The sequence below is a fragment of the Pseudonocardia yuanmonensis genome (assembly GCF_039542425.1).
In the GTDB taxonomy this organism is placed as follows: domain Bacteria; phylum Actinomycetota; class Actinomycetes; order Mycobacteriales; family Pseudonocardiaceae; genus Pseudonocardia; species Pseudonocardia yuanmonensis.
In genome coordinates this window covers 102,305-120,648 of the sequence record NZ_BAABIC010000006.1, presented here as the reverse complement: position 1 = coordinate 120,648, position 18,344 = coordinate 102,305, and the positions used below count along the sequence as shown (strand labels likewise).

Genomic DNA, 18,344 nt, shown 5'->3' with positions numbered 1-18,344 from the left:
GCTCCCCGCAACGGCTGCGCCCGGCCGGCCCGGCCCCTGACGGTCCCGCCTGGTCCGCCCCGAGCCGTCGCGAGCGGCGCCCGCCGGCACCGCTCGCGACGGCCGCGAGTCGCCTAGCGCTCCCCGTACCGCGCGAAGGCGCGGGTGAAGGTGGCCGTTCCCGAGGTCATCGCCCGCAGGTCGACCGCGTAGCGCAGCAGCTCCTCGGCCGGCACCTCGGCGCGGACCACGGTGCGCCCCGGCGTGCCGGTCGGCTCGGTGCCCAGCACCCGCCCGCGGCGCGACGACAGGTCGCCGAGGACGACGCCCAGGTGGTCGTCGAGGATCGTGACGGCGACCTCGTCGACCTGCTCCAGCAGCGTCACCCCACAGGCCTCGGCGGCCTCGCGGAGCGCGAGCGCGCCGGCGGTCTGGAAGGCCGCGTCGGACGAGTCGACGCTGTGCGCCTTGCCGTCGACCAGCGTGGCCCGGACGTCGACGACCGGGTGCGGCGGCGCGTCCGGGCCCTCCGACGGCGCCGTGAGGCCCCGCTCGAGCTGCGCCCGGATCCCCTTCTCCACGCTCGGGACGTACTGCGTCGGCACCGACCCGCCCACCACGGCGGACCTGAACTCGAAGCCGGACCCGCGGGGGAGCGGCTCGAACTCGACGTGGCAGATCGCGTACTGGCCGTGCCCGCCGGACTGCTTGACGTGCCGGCCGGTCACCTTCGCCTTGTGGTCGAGCGTGACCCGCATCGGCACCCGGACCGGCTCGGTCTCGACGTTCGCGCCGGCCTCCCGCAGCCGGGACAGCACGACGTCGGCGTGGGCCTCACCGGTGCACCACAGCACCGTCTGGTGCGTCTCCGGGTTGCGCTCGAGGATCAGCCCGGGGTCGGCCGCGACCAGCTTGCCCAGCGTGCGGGCGAGCGCGTCCTCGTCGCTGCGGTCCTTCGCCACCACGGCGATCGGCAGCAGCGGCTCGGGCAGGTCCCAGGCGCGCAGCAGGAGCGGATGGTCCGCGTCGGACACGGTGTCCCCGGTCTCGGCGCCGGACAGCTTGGTCAGCGCGCAGATGTCCCCGGCCACGCACGCCTCGGTCTCCTGCAGGCTGGAGCCGAGCGGGGTGTAGAGGTGGCTCAGCCGGTCGTCGGAGTCGTGCCCGGGCGGGAACGCGCCGGCGTCCTCGGGGCTGGTGCGCGGCGCGGGGACGTGCCCGCTCACGTGCACCGACGTGTCCGGCCGCAGCGTCCCGGAGAAGACCCGGACCAGCGACACCCGCCCGACGTAGGCGTCGGCCGAGGTGCGCACGACCTCGGCGGCGAGCGGGCCCTCCGGGTCGGCGGTGAGCGGGTCGTGCGGGCCGCCGTCGATCGTCGAGACCGCGGGCAGCGGGCGCTCCAGCGGCGACGGGAAACCCCCGGAGAGCAGCTCGAGCAGGGCGTCGAGCCCCACCCCGCTGGCCGCGCACACCGGGACGACGGGGTGGAAGGCCCCGCGCGCGACGGCCGTCTCCAGGTCGTCGACCAGCACCGCGGTGTCGATGTCCTCGCCGCCGAGGTAGCGCTCCATGAGCGACTCGTCCTCGGACTGCTCGATGATCCCCTCGATCAGCGTGGCCCGGGCCTCCTCGGCCCCGGGCGGCGCCGCGCCCTCGGGGCTCTGGCTGAGCAGGCCGTAGAGGTCGCCCTCGATCGGCAGGTACAGCGGCGACACCCCGCCGAAGGCCTCCTGGCAGGCGACCTGGGTCGCCTCGACGTCGGCCCGCGCCTGGTCGCACCGCGCGACGACCAGCGCCCGGGGCATCCCGACGGCGGCGCACTCCTGCCAGAGCGCGATCGTGCCGGGGTCGATGCCCTCGCCGTCGGCGCCCGCGATGGCGGGGACGACGAAGAGCGCGGCGTCCGCGGCCCGCAGGCCGGCGCGCAGCTCCCCGACGAAGTCCCCGTACCCGGGGGTGTCGATGAGATTGATCTTGAGGCCGCCGTGCCGGATCGGCGCGACGGCGAGCGTGACGGACCGGTGCTGGCGGACGGCGGCCGGGTCGTGGTCGCACACCGTCGTCCCGTCGAGCACGCTGCCCTGCCGGGGGATCACGCCGGTGTGCGCGAGCAGCGCCTCCACCAGCGTCGTCTTCCCCGACCCGGACGGTCCGACGAGCGCGACGTTCCGGATCAGCGCGGGATCGGTGACCGGTACCCCGATCCCGTCGGATGCTCTGCGCTGGCCGGTCTTGGGGTCCGATCTGACGGTCACTGCGACCACCTCCGCGGGGGTGCACCTCGATGTGCTGCGGGTCACAGGCGATTCCACTCCCCTCCGGGCGCGGGCACAACCCCGCGCACAGGGTCCACCTCAAGCCTTGCCCAATCCGGTGGCGACGCGAGCGTGGTCACGCGACGGCCCCGAGTAGGGTCGGAGGCCGTGCCCATACCCGGTCCCGGATACGCCATCACCGTCCGCGTCGAGGCCCCGGCCTCCGCGAGCGCCGCCGGTGATCTGGCCGTCGCGGTCGGCAACGTCGGCGGGGTCGTGACGGCCTTCGACGTCGTCGAAGCCCGGACGGCCACGATCGTCGTCGACATCTCCTGCAACGCCCTCAACCAGGACCACGCCGAGGAGATCACCGCCGCGCTCGGCGCGGTGCCCGGCGTGCACGTGCGCAAGGTGTCCGACCGGACCTTCCTGATCCACCTCGGCGGCAAGCTCGAGGTGCAGTCGAAGGTCGCGCTGCGCAACCGGGACGACCTCTCGCGCGCCTACACCCCCGGCGTCGCCCGGGTCTGCCAGGCGATCGCGGCCAACCCGTCCGACGCGCGCCGGCTCACCATCAAGCGCAACACCGTCGCCGTGGTCACCGACGGGTCGGCGGTGCTGGGCCTGGGCAACCTGGGCGCGGCCGCGGCGATGCCGGTGATGGAGGGCAAGGCGGCGCTGTTCAAGCGGTTCGCCGGCGTCGACGCCTGGCCCGTCGCGTTGGACACCCAGGACACCGAGGAGATCATCCGCACGGTGCAGGTGATCGCCCCGGCCTACGGCGGGATCAACCTGGAGGACATCGCCGCGCCGCGCTGCTTCGAGATCGAGCGCCGGCTGCGCGAGATGCTCGACATCCCGGTCTTCCACGACGACCAGCACGGCACCGCGGTCGTCGTGCTCGGGGCGCTGCGCAACGCGCTGCGCGTGGTGGGCAAGAAGATCACCGACTGCACGATCGTGGTGTGCGGGGTGGGTGCCGCGGGGTCGGCGATCATCCGGCTGCTGCAGTCCGAGAAGCCCGGCGACGTGCTCGCCGTGGACATCGACGGGATCGTGCACCCCGACCGTCCGGGCCTCGACGAGAACCTGGCCTCGATCGCCGCGCAGACCAACCACCAGGGCAAGCAGGGCTCGCTGGCCGACGCGCTGGTGGGCGCGGACGTGTTCATCGGCGTCTCCGCGCCGAACCTGTTCGGGGCCGAGGAGGCCGCCACGATGGCCGACGACGCCATCGTGTTCGCGTTGGCCAACCCGGACCCGGAGATCGACCCGACGGTCGCGATGCACCACGCCGCCGTCGTCGCCACGGGCCGCTCGGACTACCCGAACCAGATCAACAACGTGCTGGCCTTCCCCGGGGTGTTCCGCGGCCTGCTCGACGCGCACGCCCACGAGATCACCGACCGCATGCTGCTCGCGGCCGCGGCGGCGATCGCGGACGTGGTGACCGAGCCCAACGCGTCGTTCATCGTGCCCAGCGTGTTCGATCCCTCCGTCGCGCCCGCCGTCGCCGAGGCCGTCCGGCACGCCGCCCAGGAGGCCGCCCGGGCGGGCGAGGTCGCCGCCGGCCAGTAGCCGCGAGTCGCGCTGTGGGCTCCCGCGAGTCGCGCTGTGGGCTCCCGCGGGTCGGGAGTTCCGGCCGCGCGAGTCGGGAGTTCCGGGGGCCGCGGGCCGTGAGTCGCGGCACCTCCGGGCCCGGGCGACGGAGGTCCGGCGTCTCACCGTCTACCCTGGTAGACGTGGTGATCGAGCAGTGACCGGAGCCTCCCCGACCATCGGCGTCCTGGCCCTCCAGGGCGACGTCCGCGAGCACGCCGCCGCCCTCGGCGCGACCGGCGCGAAGGCCGTCCCGGTCCGCCGCCCGGCCGAGCTGGCCGCCGTCGACGGGCTGGTGATCCCGGGCGGCGAGTCGACCACGATGAGCCGGCTCCTCGAGGTCTTCGAGCTGCTCGACCCGCTGCGGGAGCGCATCGCCGACGGGATGCCCGCCTACGGCTCCTGCGCCGGCATGATCCTGCTCGCCGGCGAGGTGCTCGACGGCCGGCCGGACCAGAAGCAGCTCGGCGGCCTCGACGTCGTGGTGCGCCGCAACGCCTTCGGCCGCCAGGTCGACTCGTTCGAGACCGACCTGCCCTTCACCGGTGTCGAGGGCGGCCCGGTCCGCGCCGTGTTCATCCGCGCGCCCTGGGTCGAGAAGACCGGCGACGACGTCGAGGTGCTGGCCGAGGTCCCCGCCGTCACCAGCTCCGGTGAGGACGCGGGGGCGGCCGCGGGGCGCCCGGTCGCGGTGCGGCAGGGCGCGGTGATCGCCACCGCCTTCCACCCCGAGCTCACCGGCGACGGCCGGGTGCACGCCCTCTTCGCGGACATCGTCCGGCAGGGCTGAGTCTCACCCGGTCGCGACCGGATCCCGCTCCGCCGCCGCGCGCCCCTCGGCGAGGAAGGCACCGAGCGCGTCGGCGTCCGGCAGCTCGGCGGCCGGCCGCAGCGCCCCGAACGGCGCGTTCCAGAACGGCCCGCGCCGCGGTTCCCAGGGCCCCACGTAGGCGTACGGGGCCGGGTGCGCGGCGTCGCCGGGGGAGATCCCGTAGTTGACCCGGTCGGCCGCGACCCCGAGGTCGAAGTGCTCCGGCCAGAGCACCGGGTCGCCGAACCAGCGCAACGCCTGCTCGCCCCGGGCGAACCAGTCGGCCAGGTCGGCGGCCATGTCGGCGTCGACGACGACCGGCTCGTCCGGGCCCACCCCGGACCCGTCGGCGTAGAGGCCCTCCGGCGGGCCGACCGGCACCCCGGCGGCGTCGGCGAGCTGCCGGCAGGTCCCTGCCAGCGGCACGCGCCCGTCCGGCCAGACCAGCTCCGCGCCCTCCACCCGCAGCGGCGCGACGAGTCCGCCGAACCCGCCGGGTGTCACCCGCAGCCGGATGGTGCCCGCGGTCCGGTACTGCGGTCCCGCGATCACCGACTCGGCCACCGCGTGCAGTGCCCGTCGCGTCGCCATCCACCGCTCGTCCCTGCTGCCCCTGTTGTTCATGCCGCCGGCCTCCCGCCCGTCCCGCCGATCGTGTAACGCCGGCCGCCCCGGCGCGCTCTGTGCTGCCACCAGTGTCGGACGGAGGCGGGAGCGTTACATGCACACGGACACGCAGACGGCCACGGGCAGCACCACGGTCGCGGCCGCACACCCCGTCCCGGACGCCCTGCCGATCATCCGCTGGGACCGGCTGGTCGACGACCGGCCCGCGCACGCCGAGGCCGACGGGATCGACCTCGTCGTGGTGCGGCGCGGCGGCCGGGCGCACGTCTTCGAGGGCCGCTGCCCGCACCGCGGCGCGCTGCTCGCCGACGGCCGGGTCGACGGCGGCAACCTGGTCTGCGGGGTGCACGGCTGGGACTACCGGCTCGACACCGGCGTCTCGGCGTACAACCCGGCGGAGCGGCTCTACAAGTTCACCTCCCACGTCGCCGGCGGCGAGGTCCTGGTGGACGCGGCCGAGCTCGCCGACTACCGGGCGCGGCGGCCCGGGCGGCGCGTCGCGTCGACCTACGACCGGCTGTTCGACGACCCGCACCAGGACACGCCGGAGGAGCCCTACGTCGCCGAGATCCACCGGCTGGCGAAGAACGGTCTCTCCGGGGCGCACGGGCAGGTGGCCGCGATGGGCGTGCCGCGCCCGGACCTGCCCAGCTGGGACGACCTGCAGATCCTCACCGCGCAGCTGCACCGCTTCCCGATGCTCGACCACGAGCCGGTCGACACCGCCGTGACCCTCGGCCCCGCCGCGGCGCGTCCGCTGCGCCTGGAGATCCCCGTGTTCGTGTCGGACATGAGCTTCGGCGCGATCTCGGCGGAGGCGAAGACCGCGCTGGCCCGCGGCGCGGAGGGCGCGGGGACCGCGATCTGCTCCGGCGAGGGCGGGATGCTGCCCGAGGAGCAGGCCGAGTGCTCGCGCTACCTCTACGAGCTGGCCTCGGGCCGCTTCGGCTGGGACGAGGCCTGCCTCGACCGGGTGCAGGCCCTGCACCTCAAGCTCGGCCAGGGCGCCAAGACCGGCACCGGCGGGCACCTGCCCGGGCACAAGGTCGTCGGGCGGATCGCCGAGGTCCGCGGCCTGCCCGAGGGCACCTCGGCCGTCTCCCCGGCCCGGTTCACGGACTGGACCACGCTGCTCGACGCCCGCGCCCTCGTCGACCGGGTCCGGGAGCGCTCCGGCGGGATCCCGGTCGGGGTGAAGATGTCCGCCCAGCACGTCGAGGCCGATCTGGACGCCGCGCTCGACCTGGGCGTGGACTACGTGATCCTCGACGGCCGCGGCGGCGGGACCGGCGCCGCGCCGACGATCTTCCGCGACACGATCAGCGTGCCGACCATGGCCGCGCTGGCCCGCGCCCGGCGGCACCTCGACCTGGCGGGTGCCCGGGAGGTCACGCTCGTCGCGACCGGCGGGTTCCGGCGGGCCCAGGACATGGTGAAGGCCCTGGCGTTGGGGGCGGACGCGATCGCGGTGTCGAACGTGGCGCTGCAGGCCATCGGCTGCGTCGGCATGCGCGCCTGTCACACCGACAACTGCCCGATGGGCATCGCCATGCAGAAGCCGCACCTGCGCGCCCGGCTCCCGGTGCAGCGGGCGGCCGAGCAGCTGACCCGCTACCTGGGCGCGCTGACCGAGCTGATGGTGGTGCTGGCCCGGGCCTGCGGGCACGACTCGCTGTCGCACTTCACGCCGAAGGACCTCACGAGCTGGAAACGCGACGTCGCCGAGCTGGTCGGCGTCCACTACGCGGGGGTGACCCGATGACGCTCTGGCACAGGCTCGACGAGCTCCCGGACGAGGGCCGGGTGCGGACCGCCGTCGTCGACGGGCGGACCGTGGCGCTGTCACGCTGCGGCGGGCGGATCGGTGCGCTGGACAACCACTGCCCGCACCAGGGCGGGCCCTTGGGGGAGGGGTCGATCGAGAACGGCCTGCTCCGTTGCCCCTGGCACGGCTACGACTACGACCCGACGACCGGGCGCCCGCCGGAGGGCTTCTCCGACGCGCCGCTCGCCTACCCCGTCGAGCACCGCACGGACGGGGTGTGGGTGGCGCTGCCCGAGCCTGCCGAGCGGCCCCGCAGCGTCTCCGACGTGCTGGTCGAGACCCTCGTCGCCTGGGGCGTCGACACCGTGTTCGGCATGGTCGGGCACTCCAACCTCGGGTTCGCGGAGGCGCTGCGGCGGGCCGAGGCCCGCGGGGAGCTGCGGTACGTCGGCATCCGGCACGAGGGCGCGGCCGCCTTCGCCGCCTCCGCCTACGGCAAGCTGACCGGCCGCCCCGCCGCCTGCCTCGCCATCGCCGGCCCGGGCTCGACGAACCTGCTCACCGGCCTCTACGACGCGAAGCTCGACGGGGCCCCGGTGCTCGCGATCTCCGGCCAGGTCCCGTCGTCCGTGCTGGGCCGCGGCGCCTTCCAGGACCTCGACCTCTCCGCGGCCTTCCGGGACGTCGCCGTGTCCACGGTGACCGTGCACGCAGGGTCGGACCACGCCGAGCTGGCCGCCACGGCCGTCAAGCACGCGGTGGACGCCCGGGGGGTCGCCCACCTCGTGCTGCCGGACGAGGTGCAGGACCTGCCCTCGGACGCGCCGGCCGGGGTCCCGGCCGGCCGGCGCGCCGGTCTTGCCGTGACCCCGCCGGAGGCCGAGCTCGACGCGGCGGCCGTCCGGCTGCGCACCGCCCGCCGCCCCGTGGTCGTCGCCGGTCAGGGGGCCCGGGGAGCCGCCGCCGACCTGCGGGCCCTGGCCGAGCGGCTGGGCGCGCCGGTGCTCACCACCTTCCGCGCCAAGGGCCTGGTGCCCGACACGCATCCGCTCGGAGCCGGGGTGCTCGGCCGGTCCGGCACCCCCGTCGCGTCCTGGCTGATGAACGAGGCCGATCTGCTGCTCGTCGTCGGGGCGTCGTTCGCCAACCACACGGGGATCGCGTCGTACAAGCCGATCGTGCAGGTCGACGACGTGCCGTCGGCGATCGGGCGGTTCCACGGCGTCGAGGTCGGGTTGCTCGGCGACGCGGCCGTCACCGTCCGGGCACTGGCCGACCGGCTCGGGGAGCCCGTCGCCGTCGACCAACGCCCGGACGTCGCCGCCCGGTGGCGGATCTGGCGCGCGGAGAAGGCGCGCCGGGCGGCCGACGACCGCGGGCGCGGGGTCGCGTCGGCGGCGGTGTTCGCGGCGCTCTCGGCGCACTGCCCGCCCGACGCGGTGATCGCCGTCGACGTCGGCAACCACGCCTACAGCTTCGGCCGGTACTTCGAGAGCGCCGGGCAGCCGGTGCTGATGTCGGGCTACCTGGGATCGATCGGGTTCGGCTACCCGGCCGCGCTGGGCGCCTGGACCGCGGAGCCCGGGCGGCCGGTCGTCGCGGTGACCGGCGACGGCGGCTTCGGCCAGTACCTCGCCGAGCTGACCACGGCCGTCCGGTACGGCATCCCCGTGAAGCACGTCCTGCTGGACAACGGCGCGCTCGGCAAGATCAGCAAGGAGCAGCTCGCGGGCGACCTCCCGGTCTGGCAGACCTCCCTGGTCAACCCGGACTTCGCCGGCTACGCGCGGCTGTGCGGCGCCGTCGGCATCCCGGTGTACCGGGCGGACGAGCTCGACGCCGGGATGAAGGAGCTGTTCGCCGCCGACGGCCCGGCCCTGCTGCACGTCCACGCGGACGGCGAGCTGGTGTGAGGGCCGCGTGATGTCGGGGAACCTGGTGCTCGTGCTCGCCGTCGCGGCGGGCGTGCCGCTGCTGCTCGGCCTCGTCCCCGGGCTGCCGCTGCCCGGGCCGCTGGTGGAGATCGTCGCGGGGATCGTGCTCGGCCCGGCGGTGCTCGGCTGGATCGAACCCGACGCGACCGTGCGGGCGTTCGCGGTCTTCGGGCTCGCCTTCCTGCTGTTCCTCGCCGGGTTCGAGGTCGACCTGCGGCGGTTCCGCGGGACCCTCGGCCGGCGCGTCGGGCTCTCGCTCGGGGTCTCCGTCGTCGCCGCCGTCGCGGTGGCCGCGGTGCTGCAGGCCGCCGGGGTCCGGGGCGCCCCGCTCGTCGGCGTCGCCCTGCTGGCCACCTCGCTGGGGCTCGTGGTCCCGGTCCTCGGGGACGCCGGGGTGCGCGACCGGCCCGTCGGGCGGCTGGCGATCGCGGGCGCCTCGGCGGGGGAGGTCGCGGCGGTGGTCCTGCTGTCCGTCGGCCTCTCCGGCGGGGACACCCCGCTCGCCGGCCGGCTGCTGCTCCTCGCGCTGCTGCTGGCGGGTCTCGGGGCCGTGGCCCTGGTCGTCGTCGGGGTGGAGCACTCCGCACGTGTGTCGGCCCTGGTCACGCGGCTCGCCGACACCAGCGCGCAGCTGCGCGTCCGGCTGACCGTGCTGCTGGTGGCCGGGCTGACGCTCGCGGCCGAGGCGCTCGGGTTCGAGGCCATCCTCGGCGCCTTCCTCGCCGGGCTCCTCGTCCGCGCGCTCGACCCGGACCCGGAGCGGAGCCACCCGCGGTACCCGGTGAAGCTGGAGGCGGTCGGCTTCGGCCTGCTCGTGCCCGTCTTCTTCGTGACGAGCGGGCTCACCCTGGACCTGCGCGGGCTCCTCGCGCACCCCGCGGCCCTGGCGGCGGTGCCGCTGTTCCTGGCCGCCCTGCTGGTGGTGCGGGGCCTGCCGGCGCTTGTGTTCCGCCGGGAGCTCGGGCGGCGGGAGGTCGTGGCGGTCGGCCTGCTCCAGGCCACGTCGCTGCCGTTCCTGCTCGCCACGGCGCAGATCGGCGAGGAGATGGGGCTGCTGGACCCCGCGACCGGGGCGGCGCTCGTCGCGGCCGGTCTCGTGTCGGTGCTGGTCCTGCCCGCGGTCGCGCTCGCGCTGCTGCCGCGGCCGGTTCCCGCCCCGGTCTGAGGCGGCTACGGTGCCCCGGTGCCGGTCGCGGACCCGGAGCTGGTCGAGCGCCTGCGCGAGGGCGACGAGCAGGCCTTCGCGGAGGTCGTCCGCACCTGGTCGCCGTCGATGCTGCGGCTGGCCCGGGTGCACGTCCGTACGCACGCCTCGGCGGAGGAGGTCGTGCAGGAGGCCTGGCTGGCCGTGGTGCGCGGGCTCGACGGCTTCGCGGCCCGGTCGTCGTTGCGGACCTGGGTGTTCACGATCCTCGTGAACACCGCGCGCCGCCGCGGCCGGGCGGAGGCCGGCCAGGTCGTCGAGCTCGCCCGGCCGAGCGTCGACCCCGACCGGTTCCGCGGCGAGGACGACGAGTACCCCGGGCACTGGCGGCCCGAGGCCGCCCCCGTGGAGTGGGGCCCGGAGCCCGAGGTGCTCGCCGCCGAGTTCCGTGGTCTCCTGGACCGCGCGCTCGCCGAGCTGCCCCACCGCCAGCGTGCGGTCGTGGAGCTGCGGGACGTGCACGGCCTCGACGCCGAGGAGGTGTGCGCACTGCTCGACCTCACCCCCGCCAACCAGCGGGTGCTGCTGCACCGCGCGCGGTCGCGGCTGCGCGGGCTGCTGGAGGAGGCGATCGCGTGAGCGGCCCCGACGACCCCCGGTCCTCGCCCGAGGCGCTCCGCGCCGCCGCCGTCGCGCTCGCCTGCGCCGACCTCGTCGAACTCCTCACGGACTACCTGGAGGGGGCCCTGCCGGCCGCGGACGCCGCCGTCGTCGACGCGCACCTGGCGCTGTGCCCGGGTTGCGCGGCGTACCTCGCCCAGATGCGGGCCACGATCGGCGCACTGGGACACGTGCCCGTCGAGACCCTGTCGCCCGAGGCGACCGCGACCCTGCTGGCGGCCTTCCGGGACCGGCGGGGTTAGCGCCCCTCGGCGTCGAGCAGCTGGCCGTCGATCCAGGGGTCGAACGACCGCTGCCGGCCCTGGTCGTCGGTGTACCCGCAGGCCCGGTTGGTGATCTCGTCCGGGTGGGCGGGGTCGCCGAACTCCGGCGGGGACTGCAGGTCGCAGGTGTAGAGCGGCGCGGACGTGCCGGTGATCGTGACCGTGAGCGGGGTGTCGGCGGTGGCGGTGCCGGTGAACAGCGTCCCGACGGCGGTGCCTCCGGTGGCGAACACGGCGGCGCCCGCCGCGGCCCACCCCAGCCGCGCCGCGGACCGCTCACGGCCCCGCATGCTGTGCTTCCCCATCTCGCACCCCCTCGGCGTCCTTCACCGGTGACATCGCACGAGCCGCCGCGAACGTGAACGCGCGGCCCGGACTTTCACCGACGCCGGTGAGTTACCCGGTCGGCGAGTAACGAACCGGGCCGCGCATGTGATGAACACGGGCCGCAGCGGGGTGTCCGTGCCGGTGACGGGCCCGCCGGTACCATCGGGAGGATCCGGCAGGAGCCCCGCGCGGGCCCTGCGTGCCCGCCTGACCGCGTCGCGGGCACACGCGCGAGTTCAGGAAGGACGGGGCAGCCGATGAGTGGCCACTCCAAATGGGCGACGACGAAGCACAAGAAGGCCGTCATCGACGCCCGCCGCGGCAAGATGTTCGCCAAGCTGATCAAGAACATCGAGGTCGCGGCCAGGACCGGCGGCGGTGACCCCGACGGCAACCCGACGCTCTACGACGCCATCCAGAAGGCGAAGAAGAGCTCGGTGCCCAACGACAACATCGACCGCGCGGTCAAGCGCGGCTCGGGTGCCGACGCCGGCGGCGCGGACTACCAGACGATCACGTACGAGGGCTACGGCCCGAACGGCGTCGCGCTGCTGATCGAGTGCCTCACGGACAACCGCAACCGCGCGGCCACCGAGGTGCGCACCGCGATGACCCGCAACGGCGGGACCATGGCCGACCCGGGCTCCGTCGCGTACCTGTTCACCCGCAAGGGCGTCGTCGTGCTGCCCAAGGGCGAGCTGAGCGAGGACGACGTGCTCATGGCGGTCCTCGAGGCCGGCGCCGAGGAGGTCAACGACCTGGGCGACAGCTACGAGGTCGTCTCCGAGGCCACCGACCTGATCGCGGTGCGCACGGCGCTGCAGGAGGCCGGCATCGACTACGACTCGGCCGACCCGACCTTCCTGCCCTCGATGCAGGTCGAGCTCGACGCCGAGGCCGCCAAGAAGGTCTTCCGGCTGATCGAGGCCCTCGAGGACTCGGACGAGGTCCAGAACGTCTACGCGAACTTCGACGTCTCCGACGCGGTCCTCGAGGAAGTGAACGCCTGAGCGGAGACGTCGGAGTCCGCTTCGGCGGCCGCGCCGAACGTCCACGTCTCCGACGAGGTCACGGCCGAGGTCGGCCGACCCGCGCCCCCGTTCGACGGCGCCGTCCCCATCGGGGCGGCGCCGTCGTCGTTCTCGGGCCCCGAGCCCGGCCGTGCCGCCGGCTCGAGGAACTCGGGTGGGTGACGGAGCCCGGGCGGGTTATCCGGTCGGGTGACGAGCGCCGGGGACGTGGCGGCGCACGGCGGAACCGGAGGCACGGATGATCAAGCGGATGCGGGAGCTGGCCGACGAGCTGGACGCGTCTTTCAACGAGGTCAAGGAGGCGGTCAACGCTCTCGCGGCCCAGCACGGGCCCGACCGGATCGTCGTGCACGAGGACGAGCCGGTGGAGTTCAAGATCCTCCGCGAGCAGTACGTCGACCAGCTGATCACCGAGGAGGGCTGCGAGGCCGTGCGCGAGATGCTGGGGCCACCGCCGGAGGACCTGGCGTGAGCCTCGGCGGGGCGCCGTCACCGTCCGGGCACGGGTGGTCGCCGCGGTCCACCGGGCGAGCGCCTCTGGCCAGCGGGGTCGAGGTCGCGGTATCACCTAGGGTGACCGGCTCCTCCGGAGTCGTGACGCCTCGGCGCGGCCTCGGGAGGGCACGTGGACACGGACTTCACCGCGGTCCCGGACTGGTTCGCGGGTCCCGCGGCGGGCGCCGGGGTCGCCGTCGGCGACCTCGCCCGCGACGGCGGACGCTCGGTCGTCGTCCTCGTGGTCGACGCGCCGCCCGGCGCGAACGCCGGCTGGTACCGGGTCGGCCACGGGCTCGACGACGAGGGCCGGGTGCGCGGCCCGTGGAGCCCCTGGCAGGCGGTGCCGGACTGGGGGTTCTGGGAGAACCAGGGCGCGGGGATCGCGCTCGCGGACGTCACCGGCACCGGCATGCTCGACCTGGTCGTGTTCACCGTCGACGCGCCGGACGGGCCGAACGGCGGCTTCTACCGGATCGGCCGGGACCTCGACGCCGACGGCGCGGTGACCGGCGGGTGGACGGGCTGGACGGCGGTGCCGGACTGGCCCTCCTGGGAGAACACGGGCGCGGACATCGCGGTGGCCGACGTCGACGGGGACGGCAGACCCGACCTCGTCGTGCTGTGCGTCGACGCGCCGGAGGGGCAGAACCACGGCTTCTACAGCAGCGGCCCGCTGGGGCCGGACGGCGTCGTCACGGGGTGGCGGGACTGGGCCGAGGTCCCGGCCTGGTGGGGCTGGGAGAACCAGGGCGCCGGGGTGGCCGTGGCCGACCTCGACGGGGACGGCAGGCCGGAGCTGATCGTCCTCGCCGTCGACAACCCCGCGGGGGAGAACGTGGGGTACGTCAGCGTCGGCTGGCGGCTCGAGGCGGGGCGCAGCGTCGACGGCTGGGGGCCGTGGGAGCGGCTGCCCGGCTGGGGGTTCTGGGAGAACTCCGACGCCGCGCTGGCCCTCGTGCCGCTCGGGGCGCGGGGCATGCCGCACCTGGTCACGCTGGCCGTCGACGCGCCCGTGGGCGCGAGCAGCGGCTGGTACCGGGTGTCCGACCTGATGACGGACCGGGACATGGGCGCCGAGATGGGCGTCTGGCGGCTGCTCGAGCGGGACTCCGGGGTGCTCGCGGTGCACGCCGCGCTGCTGCACACCGGCTCCGTCGCCTTCTTCGCCGGGTCGAGCAACGACCCGGACAACGCGGCCGCGGGCCGGTTCGGCACGGCGATCTGGCACTACCCGTCGAACGCGATGAGCAGGCCGGCCACGCCGATCGACCTGTTCTGCTGCGGGCACGCCTTCCTGGCCGACGGCCGGCTGCTCGCCGCCGGCGGGACCGAGCGGTACGACCCGTTCCTGGGCCTGCGCCAGGCCGTCGTGTTCGAGCCGGACGAGGGCCCGCCCGACCCGGACTCGCCGACCGGGACGACCGGGGCGTGGGTGGCGGTGCCGGGCATGGCCGGCGGCCGCTGGTACCCGACCCTCGTGACGCTCGCGGACGGGCGGGTCCTCGCCGTGTCGGGGCTCGACGGCACCTCCCAGCTCAACACCCACCCCGAGATCTACCGGGACGGAGCGGGCTGGACCACGCTCGCACCGTCGCCGAACTGGCCGATGTACGCGCACCTGTTCCTGCTCGACGACGGCCGGGTCTTCTACTCGGGGGGCCAGTACGGCCCGAACAACGGCGAGCGGCCGGCGGCCTGGGACCTCGCGACGAACGCGACGGTGCCGGTCGAGGGCCTGCCGGTGCCGCAGGCCCGCAACCAGGCCGCGAGCGTGCTGCTGCCGCCCGCGCAGGACCAGCGGGTGCTGATCGTCGGCGGCGGCCCGTGGGACATGCACGACATGACCGGTGCGACGGGCTCCGCCGCGGTGGTCGACCTGAAGGCGGCCGCGCCCCGCTACGTCGCCACCGGCTCGCTCGCCATGCCCCGGATGCACCTCTGCGCGACCCTGCTGCCGGACCGGACGGTGCTGGTCAACGGCGGGTCGATGATGGAGGAGTCGGCCGCCGACGCCGCGCTCGAGGCCGAGCTCTACGACCCCGGGACCGGGACCTGGGCGATGGGCGCGGCCTCGCGGGTGCCGCGGCTCTACCACTCGGTGGCGTTGCTGATGCCCGACGGCCGGGTGGTCACCGCGGGTTCGAACCCCGCGCGCAAGACCGAGGAGCTGCGGATCGAGGTCTACTGGCCGCCGTACCTGTTCCGCGGCACGCCGCCGGGCTGCGTGCCCACCGAGACGGAGGTCGGGTTCGGGGAGACGCTGGACGTCGCCACCGGGGACCCCGGCGCCATCGCCTCCGCGGCCCTGCTGCGCCCCGGCGCGACCACCCACTCCGCGGAGGCCGAGCAGCGGCTCGTCGACCTGCCGGTCCTCGCCCGGGGCACGGTCCGGCTGACCGTGCGGCTGCCGGAGCGCCGGCACGCGCCGCCGGGCTGGTACCTGCTGTTCCTCCTGTCCGAGGCGGGCGTCCCCTCGCGGGGCGAGTGGGTGCGGCTGGGGTGAGATCCGCCCGATCGGGGACGGCGCCGGGTGGAGCCGGAGGCTCGCCGGGAACTGTCGGTGCCCGGTCCTAGACTCGCCCCCGATGAGCCCCGCCACGAAGTCACCCGCCACGCCGGCCGCCGGGAAGTCCGCCGCGAGCACCGGGAAGTCCGGCGCGCCCGGCCGCCCCGAGGGCAAGCGCCTGCTGCTGCTCGACGGTCACTCCCTGGCCTACCGGGCCTTCTTCGCCCTGCCCGCGGAGAACTTCCGCACGGGCACGGGGCAGACCACGAACGCGGTCTACGGCTTCACGTCGATGCTCATCAACCAGCTGCGCGACGAGCAGCCCACGCACCTGGCCGTGGCGTTCGACGTCTCGCGCAAGACCTTCCGCGCGGAGCGGTACGCGGACTACAAGGCCAACCGCACCACCACGCCGGACGACTTCCGCGGCCAGGTCGACCTCATCAAGGAGGTCCTGCGCGCGCTGAACATCCCCGTGTTCGCCGTCGAGGGCTTCGAGGCGGACGACATCATCGCCACCCTGGCCACGCAGGCGGAGGCGCAGGGGTTCGAGGTGCTCATCACCACCGGGGACCGGGACGCGTTCCAGCTGGTCACCGACAACGTCACCGTGCTCTACCCGAAGCGCGGCGTGTCGGACCTGGGGCGGATCGACCCGGCGGAGGTCGACAACCGCTACGGGCTCACCCCGACCCAGTACCCGGACTTCGCGGCGCTGCGCGGCGACCCCAGCGACAATCTGCCGAACATCCCGGGCGTGGGGGAGAAGACGGCGGCGAAGTGGGTCCGCGAGTTCGGCTCGCTCGGCGAGCTGACCGACCGGGTGGACGAGGTGAAGGGCAAGGCGGGGGACGCGCTGCGCGCCAACCTGGCCAACGTGCTGATGAACCGCCAGCTCACGGAGCTGGTGCGGGACGTGCCGCTCGACACCGCGCCCGCCGAGCTCGAGGTGCGGCCCTGGGACCGGGACGCGGTGCACCGGCTGTTCGACGAGCTGGAGTTCCGGGTGCTCCGCGAGCGGCTGTTCGCCACGCTGCAGAGCGCCGAGCCGGAGGCCGAGTCGGGCTTCGACGTGCAGGGCGGGACCGTCGCGCCCGGCACCGTGCGGACCTGGCTGGCCGAGCACGCGCGGGACGGGCGGCGGGTCGGCGTCGCGTTCTCCGGGGTCACCGGCGGGATCACGGAGCGGGACTTCACCGGGATCGCGCTGGCCACCGGCGAGCCGACGCTGGAGGACCGGGCCGAAGGCGCCGAGGCCGGCGTCCCGGTGGCCGGGTACCTCGACGTGCGGCAGCTGGAGCCGGACGACGAGGCCGCCCTGGGCGAGTGGCTGGCGGACCCGTCCGTGCCCAAGGCCTCGCACGACGTCAAGGCGGTGCTGCACGCGCTGCGCGCCCGCGGCTGGACCCTCGCGGGGCTGACCAGCGACACCGCGCTCGCCGCGTACCTCGCCCGGCCCGGGCAGCGCAGCTTCGACCTCGCCGACCTGGCCCTGCGCTACCTCCGGCGGGAGCTCGCCATGGAGGGCGGCGAGGGCGACGGCCAGCTGTCCCTGCTCGGCGGCGAGGAGGAGGCCGACGCGCAGCACGCCGAGGCCGAGATGGTGTCGGCGTCGGCGGTCGCCGAGCTGGCCGACGCGCTGGGCGCGGAGCTGGCCGAGAAGGAGCAGACCCGGCTGCTGCTCGAGCTGGAGCAGCCGCTGGCGTTCGTGCTCGCCGACCTCGAGTACGCCGGCATCGCCGTGGACCGGGACCACCTCGCGTCGCTCGAGGCCGAGTTCTCCGCGCAGGTCAAGGACGCGGCGCAGGCCGCCTACCAGGTGATCGGCAAGGAGATCAACCTCGGTTCGCCGAAGCAGCTGCAGGTCGTGCTGTTCGACGAGCTGAGCATGCCGAAGACCAAGCGCACCAAGACCGGCTACACCACGGACGCGGACGCGCTGCAGAGCCTGTACGAGCAGACCGAGCACCCGTTCCTGATGCACCTGCTGCAGCACCGGGACGCGACGCGGCTGAAGGTCACGGTCGACGGGCTGCTCAAGTCGATCGCGGCGGACGGGCGGATCCACACCACCTACAGCCAGACGATCGCGGCGACCGGCCGGCTGTCGTCGACCGACCCGAACCTGCAGAACGTGCCGATCCGCACCGCGGCCGGGCGCCGGATCCGCGAGACCTTCGTGGTCGGCGCGGGCTACGGCGAGCTGATGACCGCCGACTACAGCCAGATCGAGATGCGGATCATGGCGCACCTGTCGGAGGACGAGGCGCTGATCGAGGCGTTCAACTCGAAGCGGGACTTCCACTCGGAGACCGCGTCGAAGGTGTTCGGCGTGGCGGCGGACGAGGTCACCCCGGAGCAGCGCGCCAAGATCAAGGCGATGAACTACGGGCTGGCCTACGGGCTCTCGGCGTTCGGCCTCTCCGGTCAGCTGCGGATCTCCACCGAGGAGGCCCGGGCGCTGATGGAGGACTACTTCGAGACCTTCGGCGGGGTGCGGGACTACCTGCGCTCGATCGTCGACGTGGCCCGCAAGGAGGGCTACACGGCGACCATGCTGGGCCGCCGCCGGTACCTGCCCGACCTGACCAGTGACAACCGCCAGCGCCGGGAGATGGCCGAGCGCATGGCACTCAACGCCCCGATCCAGGGCAGCGCGGCGGACATCATCAAGGTCGCGATGCTCAACGTGCACGGCGCGCTGTCCGCGGGCTCGCTGCGCAGCCGGATGCTGCTCCAGGTGCACGACGAGCTGGTGCTCGAGGTGGCCGAGGGGGAGCGCGAGGCGGTCGAGGAGCTGGTGCGCCGCGAGATGGGCGCGGCCGAGACGCTGTCCGTGCCGCTCGAGGTGTCGGTGGGCTACGGCCGCAGCTGGGACGACGCGGCGCACTGACCCGGAACCCGGGTGCGGCAGCGGGCGG

Annotated in this window: 14 protein-coding genes; 11 read left to right on the top strand and 3 right to left on the bottom strand. The window is 74.8% G+C overall.

Annotated elements, in window-relative coordinates:
* Window positions 1–113 precede the first annotated feature (113 nt).
* The gene (locus ABD990_RS10750) at window positions 114–2,237 is read right to left on the bottom strand and encodes an elongation factor G-like protein EF-G2 (protein WP_345380173.1); all 2,124 of its coding nucleotides are present in this window, start codon (window positions 2,235–2,237) and stop codon (window positions 114–116) included.
* A gap of 168 nt (window positions 2,238–2,405) precedes the next feature.
* Between ABD990_RS10750 and ABD990_RS10745 the strand changes: the two genes are divergently transcribed.
* Both ABD990_RS10745 and pdxT read left to right on the top strand, forming a co-directional pair.
* Window positions 2,406–3,815, top strand: a complete 1,410-nt coding sequence (locus ABD990_RS10745) for an NAD-dependent malic enzyme (protein ID WP_345380172.1) — start codon at window positions 2,406–2,408, stop codon at window positions 3,813–3,815.
* Window positions 3,816–3,993: 178 nt separating this feature from the next.
* Window positions 3,994–4,626 (top strand): pyridoxal 5'-phosphate synthase glutaminase subunit PdxT, encoded by a 633-nt coding sequence (gene pdxT / locus ABD990_RS10740; RefSeq protein WP_345380171.1) that lies wholly within the window; start codon window positions 3,994–3,996, stop codon window positions 4,624–4,626.
* Between the two features lie 3 nt (window positions 4,627–4,629).
* On the opposite strand, the gene ABD990_RS10735 is transcribed toward pdxT, so the two are convergent.
* On the bottom strand, window positions 4,630–5,238 hold the full coding sequence (locus tag ABD990_RS10735; RefSeq protein WP_345380169.1) for a hypothetical protein: 609 nt from the start codon (window positions 5,236–5,238) through the stop codon (window positions 4,630–4,632).
* Between the two features lie 130 nt (window positions 5,239–5,368).
* Here ABD990_RS10735 and ABD990_RS10730 point away from each other — a divergent pair, with 130 nt between their 5' ends.
* The 5 genes from ABD990_RS10730 to ABD990_RS10710 are packed head-to-tail and all read left to right on the top strand — an operon-like array spanning window position 5,369 to window position 11,040.
* Window positions 5,369–7,036, top strand: a complete 1,668-nt coding sequence (locus tag ABD990_RS10730; RefSeq protein ID WP_345380168.1) for a glutamate synthase-related protein — start codon at window positions 5,369–5,371, stop codon at window positions 7,034–7,036.
* Window positions 7,033–8,952 carry a thiamine pyrophosphate-binding protein gene (locus tag ABD990_RS10725; RefSeq protein ID WP_345380166.1) on the top strand — a complete coding sequence of 640 codons (1,920 nt, stop codon included), beginning with the start codon at window positions 7,033–7,035 and terminating at the stop codon, window positions 8,950–8,952. Before ABD990_RS10730 ends, ABD990_RS10725 begins: the two co-directional genes overlap by 4 nt.
* Window positions 8,953–8,962: 10 nt before the next feature.
* Window positions 8,963–10,138: a cation:proton antiporter gene (locus ABD990_RS10720; protein ID WP_345380165.1), complete on the top strand. Its 1,176-nt coding sequence runs from the start codon at window positions 8,963–8,965 to the stop codon at window positions 10,136–10,138.
* An 18-nt stretch (window positions 10,139–10,156) separates the two neighbouring features.
* On the top strand, window positions 10,157–10,756 hold the full coding sequence (locus tag ABD990_RS10715) for an RNA polymerase sigma factor (RefSeq protein ID WP_345380163.1): 600 nt from the start codon (window positions 10,157–10,159) through the stop codon (window positions 10,754–10,756).
* Window positions 10,753–11,040 carry a zf-HC2 domain-containing protein gene (locus ABD990_RS10710; protein WP_345380162.1) on the top strand — a complete coding sequence of 96 codons (288 nt, stop codon included), beginning with the start codon at window positions 10,753–10,755 and terminating at the stop codon, window positions 11,038–11,040. Before ABD990_RS10715 ends, ABD990_RS10710 begins: the two co-directional genes overlap by 4 nt.
* Here ABD990_RS10710 and ABD990_RS10705 read toward each other — a convergent pair.
* Window positions 11,037–11,366: a hypothetical protein gene (locus tag ABD990_RS10705; protein WP_345380161.1), complete on the bottom strand. Its 330-nt coding sequence runs from the start codon at window positions 11,364–11,366 to the stop codon at window positions 11,037–11,039. The two genes, ABD990_RS10710 and ABD990_RS10705, sit on opposite strands and share 4 nt — an antisense overlap.
* Before the next feature lie 279 nt (window positions 11,367–11,645).
* Here ABD990_RS10705 and ABD990_RS10700 point away from each other — a divergent pair, with 279 nt between their 5' ends.
* The 4 genes from ABD990_RS10700 (at window position 11,646) to polA (ending at window position 18,316) form a co-directional block, all read left to right on the top strand.
* Window positions 11,646–12,398, top strand: coding sequence for a YebC/PmpR family DNA-binding transcriptional regulator (locus tag ABD990_RS10700; RefSeq protein WP_345380159.1), 753 nt, complete (start codon window positions 11,646–11,648; stop codon window positions 12,396–12,398).
* A gap of 259 nt (window positions 12,399–12,657) precedes the next feature.
* Window positions 12,658–12,891 (top strand): hypothetical protein, encoded by a 234-nt coding sequence (locus ABD990_RS10695; RefSeq protein ID WP_345380157.1) that lies wholly within the window; start codon window positions 12,658–12,660, stop codon window positions 12,889–12,891.
* Window positions 12,892–13,044: 153 nt separating this feature from the next.
* On the top strand, window positions 13,045–15,420 hold the full coding sequence (locus ABD990_RS10690; RefSeq protein WP_345380155.1) for a galactose oxidase-like domain-containing protein: 2,376 nt from the start codon (window positions 13,045–13,047) through the stop codon (window positions 15,418–15,420).
* An 82-nt stretch (window positions 15,421–15,502) separates the two neighbouring features.
* The gene (polA, locus tag ABD990_RS10685) at window positions 15,503–18,316 is read left to right on the top strand and encodes a DNA polymerase I (protein WP_345380154.1); all 2,814 of its coding nucleotides are present in this window, start codon (window positions 15,503–15,505) and stop codon (window positions 18,314–18,316) included.
* Window positions 18,317–18,344 lie beyond the last annotated feature (28 nt).